Source organism: Nostoc sp., assembly GCF_036917465.1.
Lineage (GTDB): Bacteria > Cyanobacteriota > Cyanobacteriia > Cyanobacteriales > Nostocaceae > Nostoc.
In genome coordinates this window covers 71,622-94,811 of the sequence record NZ_JBALDL010000085.1, presented here as the reverse complement: position 1 = coordinate 94,811, position 23,190 = coordinate 71,622, and the positions used below count along the sequence as shown (strand labels likewise).

The window sequence follows — 23,190 nt, the reverse complement described above, 5'->3', positions numbered from 1 at the left end:
ATATACATCAATTCTAATTCCTTCCTTCGCGCCCTTGGCGGTATCCTGCGGGAAGCCGCTCCGCGTCTACCTTAAAAAACCATTTAATACCGCTAAACTTATCTAGAAGTACCACCAACAGTCATCATCCTTAACAAAGGCCAACTTAAATCCTTCTCAGAAATTTCAGTCACATCTAAAGGCCAATCAATGTTAAAAAACGGGTCATCATAGCGTAAACCTCTTTCATACCCAGGCGTGTAAAATTCACCCACTTGATATACAACTTCAGTCTCATCCGTCAGTGCTTGATAGCCATGAGCAAACATTTCTGGAACATACAAAGCACGGTGGTTTTCTGGAGTAAGTTCCACACCAATGTGTGATAAGAAGCTGGGAGATTCAGGACGCATATCAATAATTACGTCATAGATTGCGCCTTTAGTACAGCGAATTAACTTCGTTTCTGCGGCTGGTAGAACTTGATAGTGCATTCCCCGAATAGTGCCTTTTTTGTAGTTAAAAGACAGATTGCATTGGGCAACAGTTGACTTTAATCCGTGTGCTTCAAATTCTTGAGCGCAGAAAGACCGAGCAAAAAAACCACGGTGGTCTGGTTTTTCTTCTAAGTCAATAATGAATGCGTCTTTAAGTGCGGTTGCGGTGAAAATCATGTGATTCCTTTGAGATGAATGTTGAGTAAGAAAATTTTGTGCCAAAAATAAACAAACCGCAGAGGCACAGAGGACACAGAGATATGAGAGTTTGAGAGATATTTTATGTCAGTCGAGCAATGCCATTTCCTTCTCTTCCTCTGTGTTCTCTGCGTCTCTGTGGTTAATTGTTTTTAAGTTGAAACTTTAACTGCATCAGATGCAGGACGTAACTCTACTCTGGGATAAGTATCATCCCAGTATTGGGTACAGAGGTCTGGGCGTTCGGGGGGATTTGCGGTGTAACACAAGAACAGTGTTGACCTGTCTTCTGTGCGGACTGTGCCGTGATGCAAAGTATTTTTCGTATCTACAAGAATAACTGTACCTGCTAGACCTGAGCAAGATTTCCAAGCTAATTTGGGGATGACTGATTTTACTTGTTCATCATTGATACCCATATAACTTGATTTCCAAAGTTTGTAGTAAAGTTGAAAATAATTCCAACTAAAGAAAGGAGTTAAAGAGCGGGGAAGGTATTGAAAAGGGCCTGTTTTTTCTTCTACATCATTAAAGTAAATAATGATTTTGATAATGCGACGGTCTTCTGCATCGCTATGCCATAGCAGTGTCCCAAACTGATGTTTACTCTTGAAATCTTTGCGTAAATGTAAACCATGAAAAGCAATAGGAAGACCGATATAATTTTCAATGATGTTGAGTAGCCTTTTCTCTACACCCCAGGCATAAAATTCTGGTATACCTGTAACTGTATAAATTTGTGGCAAACGTTCATTTAGATGCTCATTGGTGGGATTTTCCATCTGAGATAATTGATGGTAAGCAGCTTTGAGCATTTCAGAGCTAGAGTTGAACCCTAAATCTGCTAGTGTTGTAACGCAAACACCATCTTTTTTGAGAGTATTAAGGATGTTGCGATCGCGTCCTTCTAATGCTGGCAATTTTCTGCTGTGCTTCCAACGAGCTAGGTAATATTCAATGTCAGACGAGAGTGTAGCTATTTTGTGTTTAATCGCGTTAAACATGGCGTAAATCCTTATCTTGTTGATATATATTTGTTAGTGGTTTATGGCTTATAGCTACGTACTTCTTCAGTAGAGATTTCGCTTGATTCTGCTAAACTGAATTCTTTAGAAATCATCACGTCAAAAGCACACAAGCTAACTAAAGCCAAAAATGGAACTACTGTTTTGATGGCTGACATAGGCCATCTTCTTAAAGCACCTAAAAAAACTTTCAAGTTGACTTCTTTCCCGTTCTGCAAAAGCATCCGCCGACAAAACAGCTTAGAATATCCACTCCGCTCTAATTTCAAAATCACTTCAGGGATATGTTTGTATTGCATTAATAGTGCAGATTTTGGTTCTTTCTGCCAATAACTCACACCAACAACACATTCTAAATAAGTCTCTTTAGTGACAATTACACTACCATTCGCAGCGCAATATCCGGCTAAATATGCTAAAGATATCCAGTTATTCTCAGCATCTTGCCAATTTTGGAGAGCGCGTTTTACTAAGTCAGTGCGATAGACTGTAGCAGTCAGAAAAATAACTGCACCGACACTTTTTGAAAAACAATGTTCAAATATGGCTTTACCATCACCCTTACCATCTTCACTATCAACGTCAAACCAGCGATTACCAACAATTGTTGGTGGATGCACTGGTTCACCAGTAATTTGGTTCCGACCAGAAAAATTTAGGAATAATAATGATAAATCTTCATGTTGTCTAAGTTTGCTAATTACATAAGCAATGGCTCTATCTTGAATTGGGTCATCATCGCCGATTGTCCAAACATATTTTGTTGTTGTAGACTTTAGGCAATACATAATATTTTTGACTACGCCTAAATTTTTAGAGTTTTTATTTGATTTAAATGTGATATTGCTAAGTATTTCTTGCCATTTTTTGATCACCTCCTGAGTATTATCCGTTGAACAATTATCAGAAATTACAATTTCACATTCATCTTCAAAACCTTTGATAGCTTGAGATAACCAAGTAAGTTGTTTATCTAGAAGCTGGGCACGATTGAATGTAGGAATAGCAATAGTCAGTAGTTTATTCATATTAAGCTCAACTCTGTAGTTAAAAGGCTACTAACAGCAGTTTATTAATTAACAAGCTGCTATCCAGATTATTTTTTTAGTTTGATAACAAAAGCTTTACATAACTACGCCTTTTAATTATTTTTACCTATTGTCTATGTTCATAATGACAACAATAAATAGTAACAAAAGGCGCTTTTTTGGTTATATTTAGTAATTACGACGCTATTAAAAGCCTATCCGGAATAGGAGACGGATAAATTTTTACTTCAGGAATAGGCACAACAAACTGTCCACCCCACTCAGCAATAAAGGCCATTTGTTCCATAATTTCTTCCTTGAGATTCCAAGGTAAAATTAGGACATAATCTGGTTTAGTTTCGCGGATTTTGTCTGGCTCAAAGATGGGAATATGAGTTCCAGGTAAAAATAAGTCTTGTTTGTAAGGATTACAATCAACTGTGTAATCGATAAAATCTTTCCCAATACCACAGTAATTAAGCAATGTGTTACCTTTAGCTGGTGCGCCATAACCAACAACGGATTTACCTTGTGCTTTGGTATTTATAAGGAAACTTAAAAGCTTATGCTTTGTTTGTTTGACTTTTTCGCCAAATGTAATATAAGTCTCTAGCTGATGTAGTCCAGCAGCAATTTCTTTTGCTTTTAGATGGCTAACTCGGTTACAGATACCAGGATTATCAGCATCATCATGTTTGGCATAAATTCTTAAAGAACCGCCGTGAGTTGGTAATTCTTCTACATCAAAAAGTTGCAAATTATGTGCTGCAAAAATCTTTTCGATAGAGAGAAATGAGAAGTAAGAAAAATGCTCGTGATAAATAGTATCAAACTGGTTTTGTTGAATCAGTTGCAAAATGTGAGGAAACTCCATCGTCAAAATACCATTCGGTTTGAGGATAAGTTTCATCCCAGCAATGAAATCATTTAAATCTGGTACATGAGCTAAAACATTGTTGCCTATCAAAAGATCGGCTAGTTTTCCTTGTATCACAAGTTCTTTGGCAGTTTCAACCCCAAAAAACTTGTTGATACTAGGAATGCCTCTATCTTGAGCTATCTTGGCTATATTTGCTGCTGGTTCTATTCCTAAAACTGGGATTCCCTTTTCTACAAAATATTGCAGTAAGTAGCCATCATTACTAGCAATTTCAATAACTTGATTATGATCATTAAAGCCAAATTTTTCTACCATCATATCGGTGTAAGCTTTGACGTGTTTTAGCCAACTTACTGAGTAGGAAGAAAAATAAGCATAGTTACTGAAAATATGATCGGGAGTTTCAAATTGTTCTAATTGAACTAAGAGGGTGTCTTCGGAGACATAAGCATGAAGAGGATAAAATTTTTCGGCATGATTTAGCTGTTCTGCTGTCAGATAAGCATTAGCTAAAGGTGACATTCCTAAATCAATAAAGGTTTGGTGCAGAGGTTGACCACTGAAACGACATTTTGCGTTTGCCATAATTTTCAACTCACTGATTACAAATTTTTTAATGGATGAAATAAGTCCGAATCAAATATTGTTGATTCGGAAGCTTAGATTATTTATTCATTGCTCCTAGGCAACTATTTCTACTTTTTATTCCAGAAGAAATCTTTGTCAATTTGCTCGGTACGAATTAGATACTCTAGCTGTTTTAAGCGAGTAAATCCTCTAAACAAGAAAGTATCTTCAGCCATATCTATTTGACTGAATAAATCAAATAGCTGCTGGGCACCTAGTCGGGCATTCCAATCACACTTAAATCCGGGAAGAATTGTGTTGATTTTCTCGAAGGATACCCGATAGCTGCGGTTATCTGAGCCGTTATCACCAAAGGACAATTTACAATCTGGGAAAATATCAGCAATAATTTCCGCAATTTCTTTAACGCGATAGTTGTTTGCTGTATCTCCAACGTTGAAGATTTGGTTATGTACAATGTCTCGTGGTGCTTCTAAAGCACAGACTATTGCTTTGCAAATATCCAGTGCGTGGACTAATGGCCGCCAGGGTGTACCATCACTGGTCATTTTGATTTGTTTGCTAGTCCATGCCAACCCTGCTAAGTTGTTTAAAACAATATCAAAGCGCATCCTGGGTGAAGCACCAAAGGCTGTGGCATTCCGCATAAAGGTGGGAGAGAAGTCATCGTCAGCGAGTGGTCTGACATCCCTTTCTACAAGAGTTTTGCACTCTGCATAAGCTGTTTGGGGATTAATCGGGGATTCTTCTGTAACATCACCTGCGGTAGCAACACCGTAGACGCTGCACGAAGACATATATACAAAGCGGCGCACACCCATAGCTTTCGCTAGGCTAGCGAGACGAACTGAACCGACATGATTAATTTCGTAAGTAATATTCGGTGCTAATTGTCCGGCTGGGTCGTTGGAGAGTTCCGCCATGTGAACTATTGCTTCAACGCCTTCCAAATCATCGGGGGTAATGTTGCGGATATCTTTGTTAAGGGTTTTAGGTGTAACCCCATTAGCGTTGTATAGCCAACCAACTTTATAGAAACCAGTATCTAGACCGATAACTTCATGTCCGCGTTCAATTAACAGAGACGGTAATAATGAACCAAGGTAGCCTTCTGTTCCAGTTACTAATATTTTCATTGTGGTTAACGCCTTTGTATTGATGAGTTAAATTCTTCGTTTAGTAGGGAGGCAAAGATGTGCGCCCTACAGCGTGTTGCATCCTGAAGGGAACGGCTATATTTTTCGTTTGTACGTAAATAACTCGACCTAAGAGGAGAGAGGCTTTGAATTTTACTCCCCAACGCCTAGTAGGGAAGGGGTTAGCGGTTAGGTCGTTAGACTCAGCCTAGAAGCGCTATATATAAATCGGCTAAGAGTCATTACGTAGTTAAGCTAATCGGCATTTAACTTGCATCATCAGGGCGGGCAAGATACCCGCCCCACAAGATAGATATTGATAAAATTTTAATCTGCAAATTAAATGTGTTTTAGCTTACTAAAACCTTTTACAGGCTTACTCGTTGGGTAGCAGCACTTTATAGCGGTTCTTAATTGATGCACTAAACTTTTTCTTGTGGGATAAGTATATTGCTCATGTCTTGTATTTCCCAGCGAGCAAGATGCTCACCCCACAATATTCATCCCTTAATTCAGCAGCACCGGAAGTAACTATGATATCTATGCAGTTACTACATTATTTAGATGCGAGGGTTGGGGAATTTCTGCCACAAGCGCTTTGCCGATTTCTAGAGAAGATGTAGCGGCTGGAGAAGGAGCATTGCAAACATGGATGGAGTTTTGACCGGAAACAATCAAAAAGTCGTCTACAAGCTTGCCATCGTTCATCAAGGCTTGAGCGCGGACTCCTGCATGGGTGGGAACTAAGTCTTCTGCTTGGACTTCGGGAATTAGTTTTTGCAAACTTCTGGTGAAGGCTGCTTTACTAAAAGAACGAATGATTTCTTGAATGCCTTCATCAGCGTGTTTGGCTGCCAATTTCCAGAAGCCGGGATAGGTGATGACCTCAAGAAAATCTCGTAAGTCGAAGTCGGTTTTTTTGTAGCCTTCACGTTTGAGCGACAGAACCGCGTTTGGCCCTGCATGGACGCTACCATCTATCATCCGGGTAAAGTGGACACCCAGGAAGGGAAAATCTGGATTGGGAACTGGATAAATTAGTGTCTTAACCAGATGGCGTTTTTCTGGGGTCAGTTCGTAGTATTCTCCCCGGAATGGGACGATTTTGGCTTGGGGTTCAACTTTACCTAATCTGGCGGTGCGATCGCTATGCAATCCCGTACAATTAATTACAAAGCGGGTTGCAAAGTTACCTTTGTTTGTTTCCAGTACCTGATTTTGACCACTTGGGGAGATTTTCAGAACTTTTGTATTGAGATGTAAATCTCCACCCTGCTGTTGAATTAGCTGGGCATATTTTAAACAAACTTGCTTGTAATTAACAATACCAGTTGATAATACCCGAAGCCCGCCTACACATTTTACGTGAGGTTCAATTTCCCTGACTTCTTCGGGGCTGATTCTCTTGACTTCTATGCCATTGTCTAAGCCGCGTTGGTAGAGATTTTCTAGACGTGGTAGCTCTTGTTCTTCAGTGGCAACAATCACTTTACCACAAACTTCATGCTCAATTCCATGCTCTTGGCAAAATTCTACCATAGAGCGGGAACCATCACGACAAAATTTAGCTTTGAAACTCCCTGGCTTGTAGTAAATACCAGAATGAATTACCCCGCTATTATTGCCGGTTTGGTGAAATGCCCATTGACTCTCTTTCTCTAGTACTAAAATACGCGCATTGGGATAGCGTTTTCCTAAAGCTAGGGCTGTAGAGAGTCCAACTATTCCCCCACCTATAATCGCAAAATCATACATTAGTATTATCGCACTTAAAATTACAAAAAAGCTATGAATAAGAAGTTAGGAGTTATCAGTGAAGAGTTAGGAGTTAAGTGCAATTAATAATTTATAACTCATAACTCCTAACTCTCTTTCTACCATACCTTCCAAGGAGCTTGATTGTTTTTCCATAGCCCTTCGAGATAGTTTTTATCGCGTAAAGTATCCATTGGTTGCCAAAAACCATCATGCTTAAAAGCGGATAGCTGTTCCATGTCAGCTAGCTTTTCTAATGGCTCTTGCTCCCATACTGTAGAGTCATCAGCAATCAAATTGATTACTTCTGGTTCTAACACAAAATAACCGCCATTAATCCAAGCTCCATCACCTTCAGGTTTTTCCCGAAAGCTGGTAATCTTAGTTTGCTCATATCCCAAGGAAATGGCTCCAAAGCGTCCGGCTGGTTGAACGGCTGTGAGGGTTCCTAATGTATTTTGTTGTTTGTGAAACTTCACTAGCTCGGTGATATTAATATTACTTACACCATCACCATAAGTAAAGCAAAAAGTTTCATTACCAAGATGTTCGCTGATTCGCTTTAAGCGTCCGCCTGTCATGGTATTATCACCCGTATTTACTAAGGTGACACGCCAGGGTTCAGCATAACCAGAATGCACGTTCATCTGGTTAAATCGCATATCAAAGGTAACATCTGACATGTGCAAGAAGTAGTTAGCAAAATACTCCTTAATTATGTAACCTTTGTAACCGCAACAAATGATGAAGTCATTAATGCCGTGGGCGGAGTAAGTCTTCATTATGTGCCAGAGAATTGGCTTACCACCAATCTCAACCATCGGCTTGGGTCTGATACTAGTTTCTTCACTCAGACGTGTACCAAGTCCTCCAGCCAAAATCACCGCTTTCATGCAATTACCTCAGAGATTTGTAGGGATATTATTATTTGACTTTTTTGACATGAAGAGGATGCACTTAGATAGAGAAAAATTGATTTCTAATTTGTTTTTCTCCGTAAACAATTTAACTGTAATTTCCCCCAAAATTATAAAGGAAAGATAAATTAACATCTTTTCTATATAAAAGCTCTATGAATATCTATAAATATGAAAATAAAGTACTTAGTTAAATAAAAATATCACCAATAAAATAACTAGGATTAGCTTGTGCTAACCCTAGTCAGACTTGGTAATATGCAAGTAATAAAACTTACTTATTTTCAGTTAGTTTTTTCTATGTTAGTTGAGGTTTGAAATAAAGGATCGCATTTGTTTTCTACAACGACACATAAGTTACTGAGTGCTTGCTGATAATTATCCATATCATCTTGCTCAAGAAACATTTTGGCAGATGCCTGTACATCTTCGATCGCTTTGGTTTGGTTATTGTTAGATTCACTACCACCATATTGTGCTAGCTCATAACGAACCATACCTCGTTTGAGATATGCTTTTGCTAGTTTGGGGCTAATTGCTAATGCTTCGTTAAGATCGGCGATCGCTAGTTTATACTGTTGCTCATAATTGCTGCTATATTGAGCAATTTGATAATAGACAACACCTCGCTGAAAGTAAGCTTCTGCCTTTGATACATTCAGTTTTATCGCCTGAGTAAAATCTGTGATTGCTTTTTTGTAATCTTGTTGAGATTCACCGCTATATTTAGCCATTTGGGTGCGGACAATTCCCCGTCTGATATGAGCTTCAACTTCGTTATTATCCAGACCAATAGCTCGATTATAGTCTGCGATCGCTAGGTTATATTCTGTATCAGGATCGTTGCTATATTCGGCGAGCATATAGCGGGCATTGCCCCGATTCACCAGAGCTTTGATTTGATTGGGATTAATTTTGAGAGCTTGGCTATAATCCGTGACTGCTCCTTCGTAGTCTTTCAGGTTATAGCGGGCATTGCCACGATTTACAATTGCTCTAGCATATGTCGGTTCTTGTGCAATTGCTTCGCTAAAACTGGCAATTGCTTTTTCATAGTCTCGACCATTGTAAGCAATATAACCCTGCTGATAGTAATCAGCGAAGCTAAGTTTGTTAACTGCCTGGCGAGACTTCAATGTTTGTTGAGTGTAAGCATTTTGGGAAACCAACGGCTGAGTAAATTTAATCATTACGTCCGCATATCCCAATAAACCAAAACCCATCAGGCAACAAATAATTGGGTACAATTTTGACTTTTTGGAACGTTTATGAAGTGAACCGCTTGGGGTCATTACTGGTTGCCAGTAATTAACTAAGTGCGGTGACATACTTCGTTGGGGAAAATGCGGTGTCTGGGTGTAGCGCTTTTTCGCTTTAATTCGCGGTTGGAGATGTTCTCTAGCTTCTATAGCTCGATGTGATGGGAAGGGGTCGCGTCCGCCTAATCGCACGGTACGTTCACACCACGGACAACTACGCATGTGGTTGTTGTAGCGATGCTGAGGATTTGTAGTGCAGGTAATTAGGGAATCTTCAGCTTCAGCGATTGCTGAGAGCCAAGTCTGGGCGCAGGGGCGCAATTGGGGGTTGTTGTGACCATCTTCAAAACAACGGACGAATAATTCTTGTAAGCTGGGATGAAGAATTTCCCAAGGGGGTGCAATGGGGGTAGGTAGGTAGGGTACGTACCGTTTTTGGCTGTAAGTAAAATGACCCGATGCAATGCGGGCTTCGTAGGGTGGTGGCTCAATAGCGCCTTGAAAAATCCCCGAAAATGGGTGAGTGCCTTCCATTAAGAGTTGGAACACCAGCACTGCTAACCCAAATAAATCGTGAGAAATTTCGCGATCGTGCTGGGCAAAAGTTTTATTCTGTAGTTCTGGTGGAGTAAACTCTGGTTTCCCGACTGGGCAGCGATAAACAACATTGCTGTTGGGGTCGAGTACTTGGAAAGAGTCTGTATCTATCAAAGTCACTAGTGCGGTGTCACTGACGAGGATATTTGACTCGTTTACATCACCTATACAATATCCACTAGCGTGCAAAGCAGCAATTGCTGCCGCCAAGTTACGAGCCGTGCGGAGCAGGTACTGATAGTTGAATAGAGGACAGTGTTGGCGACGGGTTCTGGGGTTGTAAAAGTCGATGATTGGACGCATCCCCTCAATCCGTGGCATCAAAAAGCCCAGGATGGGATTTTTGCCATCTGCTGCCCGTAATAAATCCTCTGGCCAAGCGATAGAGATATGCCCCAAACTAGCCGTAGGGTTTTCTGGCGGGTTGGCAAGCATTGCTTGGAGTTTATCAGCATGGGCTGTAGTTGGCTTGTGGTAAATCTTTGCCACCAAGTTGTTATCGGATGGCACTGCATAAACACAAGCTTCACCGCCACGCCCCAAACTGACATTGAGGCTGAGGATTTCTTTTCTACTAGGGGAACAACGTAGTACCTGCATAATGAAATTACCGCTAACGGAAGTTATTTAAGATGTGAAACCTGTAAATTGATTGCTCATGAGTCGTTGAATGCAGCTATAATGAGTGTCAAATCATCATCAGTGCGTTGTGTAATTCGGTCTGAGCGTAAAAACTTTACTAACTGCTCTTTTGCTTCTGTCTTATCCTCAGTGTTGGCTACAAATTCAAATAGCGGAAAAAAGAAAGGTTTGTGAGGTTCACCAACAACCATATTCAAAGCCAGCATTTGTAATCCGTCTGTGATAATACCAACATTAACTATCTCTGTACGCCATAATCTCATCTGCGCTGTATCTAAGGCCGTAGGTGAAGTTAAAAACGTGGTTTCGTTAATATATTCGCCGCTATCAGGTATAGTCAGCGCCAAAAGGTTGCCCGTGCTATCTTTTGCCACAGCTAAACCATCACCTATTTGCACTACAGCTACAACTTCTGGTGTGGCAACCATCATAATTAAGGTAGTTGCTAAGTCTTGAAGCTGTTTGTCACAAGTAGCCGCTTCAGCCTCAACAGCTTTTTTGGCGGCTAGTATGGCATCATTTAAGAGCGATCGCACATAAGCATCATCACTCAAAAGTTTTCGGGTGATTCCTTGGCTGGAAATGCTTTCTATTACTGTTTCTACAGCAATCATCGCTCCCACTTTCCCAAGGCTAGCAGAACCCGCCCCATCTGCTGCGGCCGCCACTAAAACGTTATCTGACAATATTTGCCAGTGATGAGCATCCTGACATAACTGCTTATTTTTTAAGTGACTTGTACCACATACAGATGCAGCTACAATCCGCCATTGAGCAATCTGTTTTGATATGTTCATAGATTTTTTTCAACAGCTAGCTGCGTAAACATCAAGCTGCGATTTTAATTAAACAGTCCCCCAACCAATGGGCGGTAGTGCTACCTGTTCGTCCACTTGCGAATGAGAAACAGCTGACATACTAGTTGATAGCCAGACGAACATCTCAATGAAATTTAATCCTTTGAGCTTCAAAGGTGTACGCACAGTTATTTTATTTAAACGCATCATATTCGCATTTTCGACACCTACTGTAAAAAATGCTACGCGCTTATTTGCTTCATCTCCCTGTAAGCGCTGGGATGCTTGCTCTACCACATTCTCTAACTCGCCTTGTGGTTCACCATCAGTAATCATGAATACCCAAGGACGATAGTAAGCAATCCCATTGGTACGATACTGAGATTTCCGCTCTTGAATTATGTCCAAAGCTTTATGAATTCCGGCACCCATTGTAGTCAACCCTTGTGCTGTTAAAATAGGCGGATTGAATTGATCGGCAGTCACAAAGTCTTGTACTACATTGACATTACTATCAAAAGTCACGATCGCCACTTCCACCCGTCTGGCAGCTAAGGAATTTTTGACTAATTCATCCTTTAGACTGAGTAAACCTTGATTCAAAGCCTCAATGGGATCTCCTTGCATCGAGCCAGATGTGTCTAGTAAAAGTACACAAGGACAGCGTGGTTCTGGGTTCTCAGCAAATTCTACGACTTCATCAAGTCTTAACGTATCGTGCATAACTTTTTGTGTTATGTTAAAGTTCAAAGCTTTATTTCCCTTTTGTCAGAGTATATAATTTCAATGGCCGAAGTGACTACAGAATATAGTATCTAGTGGTAGATTCTCTAATCTTTATTAAACAAATTATTTTCATGAAGTTCTCAATATATTTAAGAAGAACTTGAGTACAGTTTAGTTTAGCAAAAAATAGTATATCAAAACCCAGCCTTACCTGTTGTAATGGATCTACCAAAAATTTATATCCATTAAACCTACAGTACAATAAATACGTAGACTTTCCCAGATAAGTTTTTAAAGATTTTATGTAGAACAATTCTTCCTTTACACAAACATTATTAACCATAATTAAGATCCTTAACTCTATAAGTATACTAGTGCAAATGCATGAGCTTGGAATCAAATTTGCCTGCTTTCTGTGAGTGGGCAGAAATAAACATCGTTGTTAAGGTCTTAAGTAAAGAGTTCTTGGGAGTGGTTAAAATCCAGTATTAACCAACATCTTCTGATAGTCTAGCTATGACAAATGTTTATCTTTATCCATACCCACGTAGTTATTCTTTGAGATAAGTTAAGTTAAAAGTGCTAAATGTAACAAATGAGTTGTAAAACTTATAATGTTTAAAACATATACATGTTTTAAAAGGAATAACTTGTGCGTAGATAAATATTACAAAGAAGAGGATACTTCATCGCTGATATTTTAAATCTACAAATGTTGGGTTGTTGATTCCGCAAAAAAAACTTGGAAAATATGAATAACTCAGGTACATTTACCAAACTACGTCCTCTAAGTTTGTTAAGACAGTTATCCAATTGCTCCGATAGTACTTATTTACAAGCATTAAGTAACTCAGTTTGTTGGTCGATTTACTTAGAACAAGGAAAAATAACTTACGCTACCCATTCAGTTGAACCTTTTGATAGACTAGAACGCCATTTGCGCCGCCTCGGCCACCAAATCCCTTTGCTTACTAGCGAGGTTCGCGTTCAAGTCCGTCTGATGTTTGAATCTGACTCCCACACTCTGTTAATCGAAGATGGCAGCAATTCCAAAAGCCATCCTCCTGAATATCAGGCAATATCCTGGCTTGTTAGTCAACAATATCTACATTCTACACAAGCAGCAGTCGTGATTCAAGAATTAGTTAAAGAGGTGATTGAATCATTTTTGCTCATCAAAGAAGGTACTTATGAATTAACAGAGCCTATTGATAGAATGCCAAGAATTTGTCGCCTAGATGTCGAAAAAATTCTAGAACGTTGTCAAGCAAGATTAGAGAATTGGCAGGCTTTTGTTCCGCAAATTTCTTCTCCATACCAACGTCCATATTTGTTGATGAACAGCAAAATTGAGGAAAAAGATTTACCAAAACTTCAGCCAGATTTAACTGATTGGATGAAGGGTTTTAGCCTGTCTCATCTGGCGACAATTTTGAATCAAGATGAAATCCAATTAGCTCGCAATTTATACCCTTACATACTTAAGGGTGCGATCGTCTTGCATGAACCCGATCCACCTTATGATAAATTACCGAAGATATTTGAAGAGCGATTGCTTTTAGCAAAATTAATTACGGATATACCTGATACCAAACAAGAGCTAAATACTAGAGTCAACCCTTACCCAGATATTTCTGAGGAGAATATAGCTGCTGTTCCACATTTACCACAAATTTCTGAACCTCCAAAAGAAAATTTTCAGGAACCAACAATATCAAATAACATAAATCCGGTTTCCCAAAGAGTAACGACTGCTACTATCACGGCACAAAAAGTTCACAAAATCGTTTCTGTTGATGATAGCCCTACAATCCTTAAAGAAATTAGTTATTTCTTAGAAAATGAAAATTTTTCTGTAGTAACGATTAACGATCCAGTAAAAGCAGTTTTGTCAATTATAAGGCATAAACCAGACTTAATTCTGTTGGATTTAAATATGCTAGGAATCGATGGTTATGAATTGTGTCGAATTATACGAAATAATTCAATATTTCAAAAAACTCCTATCATCTTTGTTACTGGGAGTAAAGGAATTGTAGACAAAGTAAAAGCGAAATTGGTAGGCGCATCTGGATATCTAACTAAACCGTTTACCCGCGCCGAATTACTGAAAATAATCTTTATGCATTTGACTTAAATTAACTACAAAACCTTTCGTAATTCGTAATTAGAAGAATTTGCACATGGCTACTAATCTAGAAATTGACGGAAACTTAATTAAAGAGAGCTTCTCGAACTTGGTGGTCATCCAACTAAGGATGCGGTTGTTGATGAGGCATTACGAGAGTATGTGCAGCGTCGAAAGCAACTGAAAATTTTGGAGCTATTTGACACGATTGAATATGAGGATGATTATGACTACAAGCAACAGCGCCGCAGTCGATGAAAGTCATTATATTTATTATCTGATTCCGAAATCACCAGAAAATAATGGCACATCATAAAGTTTAAATATCTGGTCTATAGAAATCAGCGTTAAACCTTCTACTAAAGCTTGAGAAATTAGCATTCGGTCAAACGGATCTTTATGATGTAGAGGTAAAGTATTTAAATTTAGAACATGGGCAGGGATAACTGACAAAAAAGATATCCCATTTTTATTTTGGCTGTCGTAAATGTCTTCTAACGATTGACTAAGCGTAAGCTTACCTAGCTGACTCTTAATTTGTATTTCCCACAAACTAACAATACTGACATATAGTTTTGTGTCCGTTCGTTGTAGCAAACTTAAAATATTTTGTGATAACTTCTCAGGCTCACTGTCCCACCAAATAAAAATATGAGTATCTAATAAAACCTTCATAATCCCCAAAAAGAATCTGGTAAAGGATCATCAAAATCATCACTCATTACCATAGAGCCACGATTTAAACCCGCTTTGGGAACTACAGGCTGTTCTTGGGGTTGAGACAAAGGCAAAACCCTTGCCCAAGGGACACCTTGCCGAGTTAGCGTCACTTCAACATTATTTTGGATATCTGACAATAAATCAGCTAAATTATCCGATAAGTCAGCAATATCGAAAGTTTTTGATGACATTTTTATTTATGCCCTACTCATTACCAGCATTATATAGGAGTCCTAAATCAATTGCTCAGAGCAAAAAACTGGGCTTGTTGATAACAGAGAAAAAACAAGCCCATGTATTTAATTAGTCAAGTATTAGGGATTACCAATTTTGGGTGGATAAGGGCAAAGCTGTCACCTGGGGCACAGTAAGTCTCAAAGTATTGCTCTACATCGTTTTTAGCTATCGATTGTCTGCAAACCCGTGTCTTTAATAAAGGGTTTTGCTCATAATGCAAGTATTTTCTTTAACAACGCACCTTCAACAATTCAAGGTGCGTTAGCCTAATAGCACACATCCTAGAAAATTTCAGGATTTGGGATTATTATTTATATATATCGATATCTTCTAGCAGTTTTAAATTGCAAATACTTTCTGGCAAGGAATCTAAAAAATTTTCACAAGCATCTTATATATCGAATATTTTGTAACATACCAATGCTTTCTGGTAAATATTTTAAAGCTTTTCTACTTATATTCAGCTGTTGAAGACTTTCCAATTTACCAATACTTTCTGGCAAAGATATTAATTTGTCATTTTCTTGAAGATAAAGAGTTTTTAATTTTTTCAAATTACCAATGGTATCGGGTAATTGGTGCAATTTCCAATTGCTACTAATTTCTAAGGATTCTAGGTTATCGAGATTACCAATTGTATCAGGCAATAATTTTAGCCCGGTTTGGTGAATTTTAAGGTAGGTCAAAGATTTAAGTTGTCCAATAGTATCGGGAAGTTTATCAAAACAATCAAGACTACCCATACAACCCCTAATTTGTAGTTTCTTAAGATATTTCAACTTGCCGATAGTTTCTGGTAGTTCTTTAAGTCTCCAACAATCACAAATATCTAGATCGCTTAAACTTCTAAGATTGCCGATACTTTCAGGTAGATACTCAAGTTCACGATAATCATAAATCTGAAGTTCTGTCAAACTACCATACTTTCTATCGTTTTCAATAATTTGCTCAAGTTCTTTTAGACTGTGAAAAGAACTCATAAAAATTCTCCGTAGATATAGGTGGAACAAAGTGACTTGTATTCACAAGCCATATAATTTTTTAATCTAGAAGTGCCGCAGCTTACTAGAGCCGATCGCAAAAAATGTAAAGATAAAGCAAAAAAGCGATATTGTTCTGCCAGTCTAACGTAGTAGGATTGTTCAAGTGAAAGGGTACGCCTAGCGGCATGAGTAGCCATCGATCGCTTCTTGCACCCTAAAATGAGAACAAAAGACGATTCCTAAAACAAGCACACTCCATGCGTATTTCTCTAAATTGGCTGCGCGAACTAGTAGAGATAAAACTTAGTCCAGAAGAATTAGCCGAAACTCTGACAATGGCAGGGTTTGAGGTAGAAGATATTGAAGATCGCCGCACTTGGGCAAATGGCGTGGTTGTAGGGAAAGTGCTTGAGCGTCAACCCCACCCCAACGCCGATAAATTAAGTGTTTGCCAAGTCGATATCGGTGCTGGTGAAACTTTAAATATTGTCTGTGGCGCTGCCAATGTGAAGGCAGATATATATGTGCCGGTAGCAACTACGGGTACTTACTTACCCAATATCGATTTAAAAATTAAACCTGCAAAACTCCGTGGTGTCCCTTCTCAGGGGATGATTTGTTCTTTAAAGGAACTCGGTTTGCCCACCGATGTAGACGGAATTCATATTTTTACCCAGGAAAATTTACCATTGGGTAGTGATGTGCGTCCGTTGTTGGGTTTAGATGATGTAATTTTAGACTTGACTGCAACTGCTAATCGCGCTGATGCTTTGAGTATGGTAGGCGTAGCACGCGAAGTAGCAGCTTTAACTGGTGGGAAGTTGAGCATTCCTGAACCTGGTGAAGTTTCTATTACCAAAAGTGCTGCAAACTTAGCTTTAAAAATTGCCGATACCCAAGCTTGTCCTGCATACATCGGTACGGTAATTGAACAGGTAAAAATTGCTCCATCTCCCGAATGGTTGCAACAGCGTTTGCGGGCGGCTGGGGTACGTCCCATCAGTAATGTGGTGGATATTACTAACTACGTTTTGTTGGAGTGGGGACAACCATTACACGCCTTTGATTGCGATCGCTTAAAATCAGTTGCAGGTAGCGAAAATTTAACCATCGGTGTCCGCTTTGTCAATAATGGAGAATCCCTCAAAACCCTAGATGGACAAACTCGCAGCCTCTCAACCCAAAATTTGTTAATTACCGCTAACGACAAACCCGTTGCACTAGCGGGAGTCATGGGTGGAGAAGAAACGGAAGTCCATGAAGGGACTCAAAGCCTAGTTTTAGAAGCAGCTTTATTTGATTCCGTAGCAATTCGCCGTTCTTCCCGCAGTGCAGGCTTAAGAAGTGAGGCTTCTGGCAGATATGAACGGGGAGTTAATAGCGCTGAGTTGGAAATAGCTAATCGCCGCGCCTTATCCTTAATTAGCGAATTGGCTAGTGGAATTCTTGTCCAGCAGGAAATTGCCGACACCCGCCCCGATCCTTCTACCTGGAGTCGTTCTATTGCACTGCGTTTAGACCGAGTTAATCAGATATTAGGCCCAATCGATTTAGGAGAGGACACAGGTGAACTCCAAGGACAAGATGTTGAGCGCATCCTAACTGCTTTGGGATGTAAGTTGACTGCTTCAGGTGAAGATAGCAACAGTCAACCTACATGGTCAGTTTCCGTCCCACCCTATCGTTACCGCGACTTAGAGCGAGAAATCGATTTAATTGAAGAAATCGCCCGTCTCTATGGTTACAACAGGTTCTGTGATACTTTACCAGAAACAACCGAAGGTGGTTATCTGTCTTTAGATGAGGAACTGATTCGCAAGTTACGAGCTTTCCTCCGGGCTGAAGGGTTGACAGAATTAATTCACTATTCTTTAGTCAAACCAGGAGAAGACAGACAAATAGTACTGTCAAACCCCTTATTTGCGGAATATTCAGCGTTACGAAACGATTTGTTATCTGGGTTGATTGATGCCTTTCAATACAATTTAGAGCAGGGTAATGGGGCGTTGAACGGCTTTGAAATCGGAAAAATTTTCTGGCGAGAAGAAGACGGTTTGCAAGAAACAGAAGCCTTGGCTGGGATTATCGGAGGCGATCGCACCGTTGGCAAATGGTCAAAAAGTGGACGCGAAGAACCCATCACCTGGTTTGAAGCCAAAGGCATTTTAGAAAGTGTATTTCGGCAACTTGCCTTGCAGGTAGAATTTCAACCCGATCGCCGCGACGATCGCTTACATCCAGGACGCACCGCTTCTCTGTGGATTCGGGGTAACAGGCTGGGTATTTTTGGCCAACTCCATCCCCAACTGCGACGAGAAAAAGGTTTACCAGATTCCGTTTATGTTTTCCAGTTGGATCTAGATGTGCTTTTAGAATCTCTAGGGCAAGATGAAATTCTTGTGCCAATATTCCAGCCCTATTCTACCTATCCAGCTAGCGATCGCGACATCGCCTTTTTCGCACCCGTGAAAATCTCAGTTGCCGAAATTCAAAAAGTAATTACCAAAGCGGGTAAAGATTTACTCGAATCGGTGGAATTATTTGATGAATATCGCGGCGAAAATGTCCCCGAAGGGCAGAGGAGTCTAGCATTTCGTCTAGTTTATCGGGCTAGCGATCGCACTCTGACTGAGGCAGAAGTTGAACCAGTACACAATAAAGTCCGCGAAGCCTTGGTGGAAAAATTCGGCGTTAACCTGAGAAGTTAGAAGTTACGAGTTTTTTGGTCTAGTTCCCAGGTTGAACCTGGGAATACTCTACTTGAATCTGTCGTATTAGCTTTGGAATTAGAACCAAACATACCCAGGGATTTCTAAGATCCTGTTGGGAATTGGGGATGGTTATTATTTTTGTCCCCTTATCCCCTTCTCCCGTTATCCCTACTCTCTAATAATTATCTCCCCAAGACTTCAATATGTACTGGTGCAACGCCACTGCCCATCATTCCTAAAATTCGAGCCGCACCAGCAGATACGTCAATGACTCGACCCCGAATGTATGGGCCTCGGTCATTAATTCGCAGCACTACAGAACGACCGTTGCGGGTGTTGGTTACACGCACTTGCGTACCAAAGGGTAAGCTACGATGGGCGGCAGTCATTGCTTCTGGGTTGAATCTCTGTCCGCTAGCAGTCCGATTACCAGAACCATCATAGCCGTAATAAGAAGCCATGCCTCTCAAGGTGGCTCGAACGACTCCGACGGCAATCTCTTGGGGTAGCTTTGGTATCGATATTAGTTGACGCACTGGTAAATTAGCAATTTCTTTTAGGGGAGATGCATTACCTAAAAGTCTCCGCAGGCGATTAGTTGCTTGCAATGCATCTTCCGCTAGATTATTGGTGGGATTGGTTTGTGCTAGTCGCGTACTTTCGTTGATTTCGACCAATTCTTCGCCATTAATTTTGATTACATAGCGATCGCCATTTTGCTGGAGGGGAGCGCTTTTATTTTGCGCTTGATTGGCTGTAGATTTTTCCCCTGCTTTCCAACTGACCGTAATCTTACTCCCGTCCACATTTTCCCGATTCAACTGGTTGATCTTAGCTGCTATTACACCAGCTATCTGAACCGGATCGTTGTCTTCGGAGTTAATCTGGTTACTTACATTTGTTAAGTTTCCAGTATTCAATGCATTTGATGAATTGCTAGCAATAAGGGCGTACGATTGTACGCCCTCTGTATTTCCAATTGCACCAACTTTTTTAGATTCAAAATTTGTATTTGATACAGAACTCAAAAAAGTGAGAACAGGTATATTTCGGATAAAAAGGGTTGCCGCCTTACGTCCTCTAATCTCATGAGGATGAATTTCTGTAATCACAGCATCCAAGGTTTGTCTCCCTGCTCTAGATTGGTACTCTCCCACCTTCACCACATTAGGGGCAGGTGATTTTTGGGATGCTAGCGCATTTCCCTTGGTGGTTTGAGTACAACCGACTGAAGGTATGCCCAAAGCAGCCATAGACAGGGCAACAATAATCCACAAATGTCTTTGATTCATGCGTCCGTTTTTTAAAGCGACTGTAGAATTTAAGTTTCATAATTCGCGGGATTTTTCACTCGCAAAAGTGATTTCCCTTCTAACAAACTCGAATTCGTTCCGTTTTCACTTTGTTTTTTATAACTGCAACAGATTAACACGAACGTTTTGGCTTGGGGATCAGGGTTTTAGCGTAATTATCGACTGCTTAATTAAATTAAAGTTCCAAATTTAAGCGTGAAACCTTTCTCAAAAGCGGACTTTGGCTATGTAACGCTTTTTTATGCTACTCCAAAATTTCTTAAAAAAACTTTACGTTTATTGCACGCCAAAGTGACGATACCCTATTGACTTATGTTCTAAAGGCTCACTACTATTCGTGTATTATAGATAACATGTATTTTTACTATTTCCTATAAGGAAGATAATATAACTTTAATAAAATGGCATCAGCATAAATACTTAAAATAGTTTATTTAATTAAATATTTAGATTTCCCTGTAAATAAGTCATGACATGAGTTACATCTCAGATAATTATGCAAATCAGTTGAAGTTTAACTTATTTTCTCTACTTAGATTAATGATGACTTTTATCCCCCATAACTCGACGTATATAGGTGATAAACATCACTTACTATTACCGTATTACTGAGTATAAAATAAAGAAAAATACTCAACTTAAGATTTTTTGTGATTAACGATGAAAAAATTAGGAAATCTTGGCGATCGCCGATAAATAGTATTAACAAGCACAGTGAATATTTAGAGACCTAAGTAATTGCTCAAGGATGATTTTTTACAGCAAGCTGTCTTTTCCAAAATCTTGCTAATTGTAGGGAGGTACAGATGCAACCTACTATATATAGTGAGTATTTTGGGGAATGCTACCAACCTGATGACAAGCCAAGTAAATCAAAGAGATTTAGAAATAGATTCATCGCCATTATTAGCTGTTCTTAAGGAATTGCATTCTCAGTACAAGTTACTGCAAGAGGGTGCAGTAGCTAAATATATTCCAGAACTGGCGAAGGCAAACCCTGATTTATTCAGTATTTGCATTGTCACAGTGGATGGTCAGATTTACAAAGTTGGAGACTATGACCAACTTTTTACCATTCAGTCGATTTCTAAAGTCTTTGCTTATGGACTTGCTTTAGAAGATCATGGACTTGATTACGTTTTAACTAGAGTTGGCGTGGAACCAACGGGGGATGCATTCAACGCGATTGTTTTAGATGAGCAATCGAAGCGCCCTTATAATCCAATGGTAAACGCTGGTGCAATCGCAACCACCAGCTTAATTAAAGGTTCCGACCCAACGGAACGTCTTAACCGAACACTGGAGATGTTCAAGCGATATATTGGCCGGGATGTGTTCGTTGACATTTCAGTTTTTACCTCAGAACGCAGTACCGGACATCGCAACCGCGCAATGGCGCATCTGATGCTCAACTTTGGCATGATTGACCGGAATATTGAAGAGTCGCTGGATCTTTATTTCCAGCAGTGTGCTGTGATGGTGAATTGCCAAGACTTAGCAGTGATGGCGGCTACCTTGGCTAACAAAGGTATAAACCCCATCAGCAAAGAACAGGCGGTAGATAAACGTTACATCAAAGATATTCTGAGTGTCATGTACACCTGCGGAATGTACAACTTTGCGGGTGAGTGGGCTTACAAAATTGGGATTCCGGCGAAAAGCGGTATTTGTGGCGGGATTATCGCCGTTGTACCCAATAAAATGGGCATTGGAGTTTTTTCGCCGCCACTAGATGCGCGTGGTAATAGTGTGCGGGGGGTGAAGGTATGTGAAGAACTTTCCCAACGGTTAGGTTTACATCTATTTGATTGTTCAGATCAACAGGTGAAATTTGATTGAAGCAGAATTCGACGAGTTATATAGTTTGTGTCTAATCAGCCTAATAAAAAGACCTCTCCCTGGTTTTACTACGCAAAACCTGTCCCTCTCCGAGGCGGCTATGGTGTACACACAAGTTATCGAATCACTACCAGTCCTTGAATTACCACACCCTAACCCTCCCCTTAGAAAGGTGAGGGAAAGAAATTCTCTTGTTTCCCACCTTTCCAAGGGGGGATTAAGGGGGGTAATTAGACTTGTGTGTACACCGTAGCTCCGAGGCGGAGAGAGAAAAATTGGAACACAAGATTAAGGCGGGGGAAGGTTTGTTGAACTCAATATTATAGATATAGTCACCGAACTCTAAATTATCATCTCTTCGCGTGTCCTCTATTTAGTTTAGAATTCTTCTGCTTGGGGAAGCGGGAAGATTTCACCAGCCAAGTAAGCTGAAAAGTGCTTTTGAAAGTACAACCAAGAAGTCATATCTTCGCCATCTATCAAGGCTTTTGGGGCTTGTTTATATAGAGGAATACGGTTATTAATTTCGTCTTGCAGCAGTGGGGGTAGTTCTGTTAAACCATTGACTTTGCTGCCAACAGCACTGTAGATTAGTTGACCGGGGCGATCGCCCATTTTCATCCAGGGAAGCCACTGACCAATCCGATCCCAACTCAGTTTGAGTTCAGAAACTGAAGAGAGGGCTGTGTTGAATAAATCTGCGGTTGGCACTGTTAATTTAAATAATTCGGCTGCCTGATAAATTTGAGTCGGGCTGTATTCGGCAAATTTGCGATCGCTTGCGAGGGGATTGGGATAATAGGGAAATATATCAAAAACGAAAGTTGTGCTATCACCATCTACTTGTGCAGGAAAATTCCCCTCAAACTTACCCTGCACTGGATTATTCGCAACGTGGATTACCGGAACTATCTCGCTTGTCCAAGGATTCTCCCATTTGCGTAATACTTCATCTGTTTTCGGGTTGAGGTAGTAAGTCAGTTCTCTAGAAGTAAAGTCCCAGCTACCCTCTGCTGTGGGAATGCATCGGCTAACACTCAATCCCAGCATCTTAAACAAGAGTTGTCTTTTCTCGCCAGGGATAAAGGCATAAATTTTACCTTTCCAAATCAGGAAAGTAGATTCGCTAGGATCGAGGGAAGAACGAGTTTTAACCCAGTGCTGCGCTTCAAGTTCTTGGATTTGGGCAACCATCTAAAACATCCTTAGTGTTTGAATAACAAAAGGATAACTAA

General features: G+C 40.0%; 19 protein-coding genes and 1 pseudogene. 4 read left to right on the top strand and 16 right to left on the bottom strand.

What is annotated here, in order from left to right; all coding sequences use genetic code 11:
• Window positions 1-98: 98 nt before the first annotated feature.
• From rfbC to V7K38_RS20125, 10 genes are all read right to left on the bottom strand, one after another.
• A complete protein-coding gene (rfbC, locus tag V7K38_RS20170) occupies window positions 99-653 on the bottom strand; it encodes a dTDP-4-dehydrorhamnose 3,5-epimerase (protein ID WP_334860171.1) in 555 nt (184 codons plus the stop codon).
• Between the two features lie 173 nt (window positions 654-826).
• The gene (locus V7K38_RS20165) at window positions 827-1,678 is read right to left on the bottom strand and encodes a phytanoyl-CoA dioxygenase (RefSeq protein WP_334860170.1); all 852 of its coding nucleotides are present in this window, start codon (window positions 1,676-1,678) and stop codon (window positions 827-829) included.
• A 41-nt stretch (window positions 1,679-1,719) separates the two neighbouring features.
• The gene (locus tag V7K38_RS20160) at window positions 1,720-2,727 is read right to left on the bottom strand and encodes a glycosyltransferase family 2 protein (RefSeq protein WP_334860169.1); all 1,008 of its coding nucleotides are present in this window, start codon (window positions 2,725-2,727) and stop codon (window positions 1,720-1,722) included.
• 196 nt (window positions 2,728-2,923) lie between these two features.
• Window positions 2,924-4,192 carry a class I SAM-dependent methyltransferase gene (locus V7K38_RS20155; protein WP_334860168.1) on the bottom strand — a complete coding sequence of 423 codons (1,269 nt, stop codon included), beginning with the start codon at window positions 4,190-4,192 and terminating at the stop codon, window positions 2,924-2,926.
• 110 nt (window positions 4,193-4,302) lie between these two features.
• On the bottom strand, window positions 4,303-5,331 hold the full coding sequence (locus V7K38_RS20150) for an NAD-dependent epimerase/dehydratase family protein (protein WP_265274190.1): 1,029 nt from the start codon (window positions 5,329-5,331) through the stop codon (window positions 4,303-4,305).
• Between the two features lie 540 nt (window positions 5,332-5,871).
• Complete coding sequence (lhgO, locus tag V7K38_RS20145) at window positions 5,872-7,086, bottom strand: L-2-hydroxyglutarate oxidase (RefSeq protein ID WP_334860167.1); 1,215 nt, start codon at window positions 7,084-7,086, stop codon at window positions 5,872-5,874.
• 119 nt (window positions 7,087-7,205) lie between these two features.
• Window positions 7,206-7,979 carry a glucose-1-phosphate cytidylyltransferase gene (gene rfbF, locus V7K38_RS20140; protein WP_334860166.1) on the bottom strand — a complete coding sequence of 258 codons (774 nt, stop codon included), beginning with the start codon at window positions 7,977-7,979 and terminating at the stop codon, window positions 7,206-7,208.
• A gap of 308 nt (window positions 7,980-8,287) precedes the next feature.
• Complete coding sequence (locus V7K38_RS20135; RefSeq protein WP_334860165.1) at window positions 8,288-10,459, bottom strand: tetratricopeptide repeat protein; 2,172 nt, start codon at window positions 10,457-10,459, stop codon at window positions 8,288-8,290.
• A 56-nt stretch (window positions 10,460-10,515) separates the two neighbouring features.
• Entirely contained in the window at window positions 10,516-11,298 is a 783-nt protein-coding gene (locus V7K38_RS20130; RefSeq protein WP_334860164.1) for a PP2C family serine/threonine-protein phosphatase, read from the bottom strand.
• Between the two features lie 48 nt (window positions 11,299-11,346).
• Window positions 11,347-12,021 carry a vWA domain-containing protein gene (locus V7K38_RS20125; RefSeq protein ID WP_334860163.1) on the bottom strand — a complete coding sequence of 225 codons (675 nt, stop codon included), beginning with the start codon at window positions 12,019-12,021 and terminating at the stop codon, window positions 11,347-11,349.
• Window positions 12,022-12,775: 754 nt separating this feature from the next.
• Here V7K38_RS20125 and V7K38_RS20120 point away from each other — a divergent pair.
• The gene (locus V7K38_RS20120) at window positions 12,776-14,161 is read left to right on the top strand and encodes a response regulator (protein ID WP_334860162.1); all 1,386 of its coding nucleotides are present in this window, start codon (window positions 12,776-12,778) and stop codon (window positions 14,159-14,161) included.
• A gap of 138 nt (window positions 14,162-14,299) precedes the next feature.
• Window positions 14,300-14,410: pseudogene (locus V7K38_RS29705) on the top strand (type II toxin-antitoxin system VapB family antitoxin); the annotation flags it as partial.
• Between the two features lie 15 nt (window positions 14,411-14,425).
• Here V7K38_RS29705 and V7K38_RS20115 read toward each other — a convergent pair.
• The 4 genes from V7K38_RS20115 to V7K38_RS20100 all read right to left on the bottom strand — a co-directional run bounded on the left by V7K38_RS20115 (window position 14,426) and on the right by V7K38_RS20100 (window position 16,289).
• Complete coding sequence (locus tag V7K38_RS20115; protein WP_334860161.1) at window positions 14,426-14,827, bottom strand: type II toxin-antitoxin system VapC family toxin; 402 nt, start codon at window positions 14,825-14,827, stop codon at window positions 14,426-14,428.
• Window positions 14,824-15,063, bottom strand: a complete 240-nt coding sequence (locus tag V7K38_RS20110; protein WP_334860160.1) for a type II toxin-antitoxin system Phd/YefM family antitoxin — start codon at window positions 15,061-15,063, stop codon at window positions 14,824-14,826. The genes V7K38_RS20115 and V7K38_RS20110 overlap by 4 nt, the downstream gene beginning before the upstream one ends.
• Window positions 15,064-15,489: 426 nt before the next feature.
• The gene (locus V7K38_RS20105; protein WP_334860159.1) at window positions 15,490-16,089 is read right to left on the bottom strand and encodes a leucine-rich repeat domain-containing protein; all 600 of its coding nucleotides are present in this window, start codon (window positions 16,087-16,089) and stop codon (window positions 15,490-15,492) included.
• Window positions 16,086-16,289: a hypothetical protein gene (locus tag V7K38_RS20100; RefSeq protein ID WP_334860158.1), complete on the bottom strand. Its 204-nt coding sequence runs from the start codon at window positions 16,287-16,289 to the stop codon at window positions 16,086-16,088. The genes V7K38_RS20105 and V7K38_RS20100 overlap by 4 nt, the downstream gene beginning before the upstream one ends.
• A 60-nt stretch (window positions 16,290-16,349) precedes the next feature.
• On the opposite strand from V7K38_RS20100, the gene pheT reads away from it, so the two are divergent.
• Window positions 16,350-18,800 (top strand): phenylalanine--tRNA ligase subunit beta, encoded by a 2,451-nt coding sequence (gene pheT, locus V7K38_RS20095; RefSeq protein ID WP_334860157.1) that lies wholly within the window; start codon window positions 16,350-16,352, stop codon window positions 18,798-18,800.
• Window positions 18,801-18,985: 185 nt separating this feature from the next.
• Here the strand turns inward: pheT and V7K38_RS20090 are convergent, their stop codons facing one another.
• Window positions 18,986-20,095, bottom strand: a complete 1,110-nt coding sequence (locus tag V7K38_RS20090; RefSeq protein ID WP_334860156.1) for a septal ring lytic transglycosylase RlpA family protein — start codon at window positions 20,093-20,095, stop codon at window positions 18,986-18,988.
• Window positions 20,096-20,971: 876 nt separating this feature from the next.
• Between V7K38_RS20090 and glsA the strand changes: the two genes are divergently transcribed.
• Window positions 20,972-21,955 (top strand): glutaminase A, encoded by a 984-nt coding sequence (gene glsA, locus V7K38_RS20085; protein ID WP_334860154.1) that lies wholly within the window; start codon window positions 20,972-20,974, stop codon window positions 21,953-21,955.
• Window positions 21,956-22,333: 378 nt separating this feature from the next.
• Here the strand turns inward: glsA and V7K38_RS20080 are convergent, their stop codons facing one another.
• The gene (locus V7K38_RS20080) at window positions 22,334-23,149 is read right to left on the bottom strand and encodes a DUF1838 domain-containing protein (RefSeq protein WP_334860153.1); all 816 of its coding nucleotides are present in this window, start codon (window positions 23,147-23,149) and stop codon (window positions 22,334-22,336) included.
• Window positions 23,150-23,190: the final 41 nt, after the last annotated feature.

Excerpts from the sequence above, each read along its gene's own strand:
- rfbC (WP_334860171.1), bottom strand. The coding sequence starts at position 653 with ATGATTTTCACCGCAACCGCACTTAAAGACGCATTCATTATTGACTTA.
- V7K38_RS20165 (WP_334860170.1), bottom strand. The coding sequence starts at position 1,678 with ATGTTTAACGCGATTAAACACAAAATAGCTACACTCTCGTCTGACATT.
- V7K38_RS20160 (WP_334860169.1), bottom strand. The coding sequence starts at position 2,727 with ATGAATAAACTACTGACTATTGCTATTCCTACATTCAATCGTGCCCAG.
- V7K38_RS20155 (WP_334860168.1), bottom strand. The coding sequence starts at position 4,192 with ATGGCAAACGCAAAATGTCGTTTCAGTGGTCAACCTCTGCACCAAACC.
- V7K38_RS20150 (WP_265274190.1), bottom strand. The coding sequence starts at position 5,331 with ATGAAAATATTAGTAACTGGAACAGAAGGCTACCTTGGTTCATTATTA.
- lhgO (WP_334860167.1), bottom strand. The coding sequence starts at position 7,086 with ATGTATGATTTTGCGATTATAGGTGGGGGAATAGTTGGACTCTCTACA.
- rfbF (WP_334860166.1), bottom strand. The coding sequence starts at position 7,979 with ATGAAAGCGGTGATTTTGGCTGGAGGACTTGGTACACGTCTGAGTGAA.
- V7K38_RS20135 (WP_334860165.1), bottom strand. The coding sequence starts at position 10,459 with ATGCAGGTACTACGTTGTTCCCCTAGTAGAAAAGAAATCCTCAGCCTC.
- V7K38_RS20130 (WP_334860164.1), bottom strand. The coding sequence starts at position 11,298 with ATGAACATATCAAAACAGATTGCTCAATGGCGGATTGTAGCTGCATCT.
- V7K38_RS20125 (WP_334860163.1), bottom strand. The coding sequence starts at position 12,021 with ATGCACGATACGTTAAGACTTGATGAAGTCGTAGAATTTGCTGAGAAC.
- V7K38_RS20120 (WP_334860162.1), top strand. The coding sequence starts at position 12,776 with ATGAATAACTCAGGTACATTTACCAAACTACGTCCTCTAAGTTTGTTA.
- V7K38_RS20115 (WP_334860161.1), bottom strand. The coding sequence starts at position 14,827 with ATGAAGGTTTTATTAGATACTCATATTTTTATTTGGTGGGACAGTGAG.
- V7K38_RS20110 (WP_334860160.1), bottom strand. The coding sequence starts at position 15,063 with ATGTCATCAAAAACTTTCGATATTGCTGACTTATCGGATAATTTAGCT.
- V7K38_RS20105 (WP_334860159.1), bottom strand. The coding sequence starts at position 16,089 with ATGAGTTCTTTTCACAGTCTAAAAGAACTTGAGCAAATTATTGAAAAC.
- V7K38_RS20100 (WP_334860158.1), bottom strand. The coding sequence starts at position 16,289 with ATGGCTACTCATGCCGCTAGGCGTACCCTTTCACTTGAACAATCCTAC.
- pheT (WP_334860157.1), top strand. The coding sequence starts at position 16,350 with ATGCGTATTTCTCTAAATTGGCTGCGCGAACTAGTAGAGATAAAACTT.
- V7K38_RS20090 (WP_334860156.1), bottom strand. The coding sequence starts at position 20,095 with ATGAATCAAAGACATTTGTGGATTATTGTTGCCCTGTCTATGGCTGCT.
- glsA (WP_334860154.1), top strand. The coding sequence starts at position 20,972 with ATGACAAGCCAAGTAAATCAAAGAGATTTAGAAATAGATTCATCGCCA.
- V7K38_RS20080 (WP_334860153.1), bottom strand. The coding sequence starts at position 23,149 with ATGGTTGCCCAAATCCAAGAACTTGAAGCGCAGCACTGGGTTAAAACT.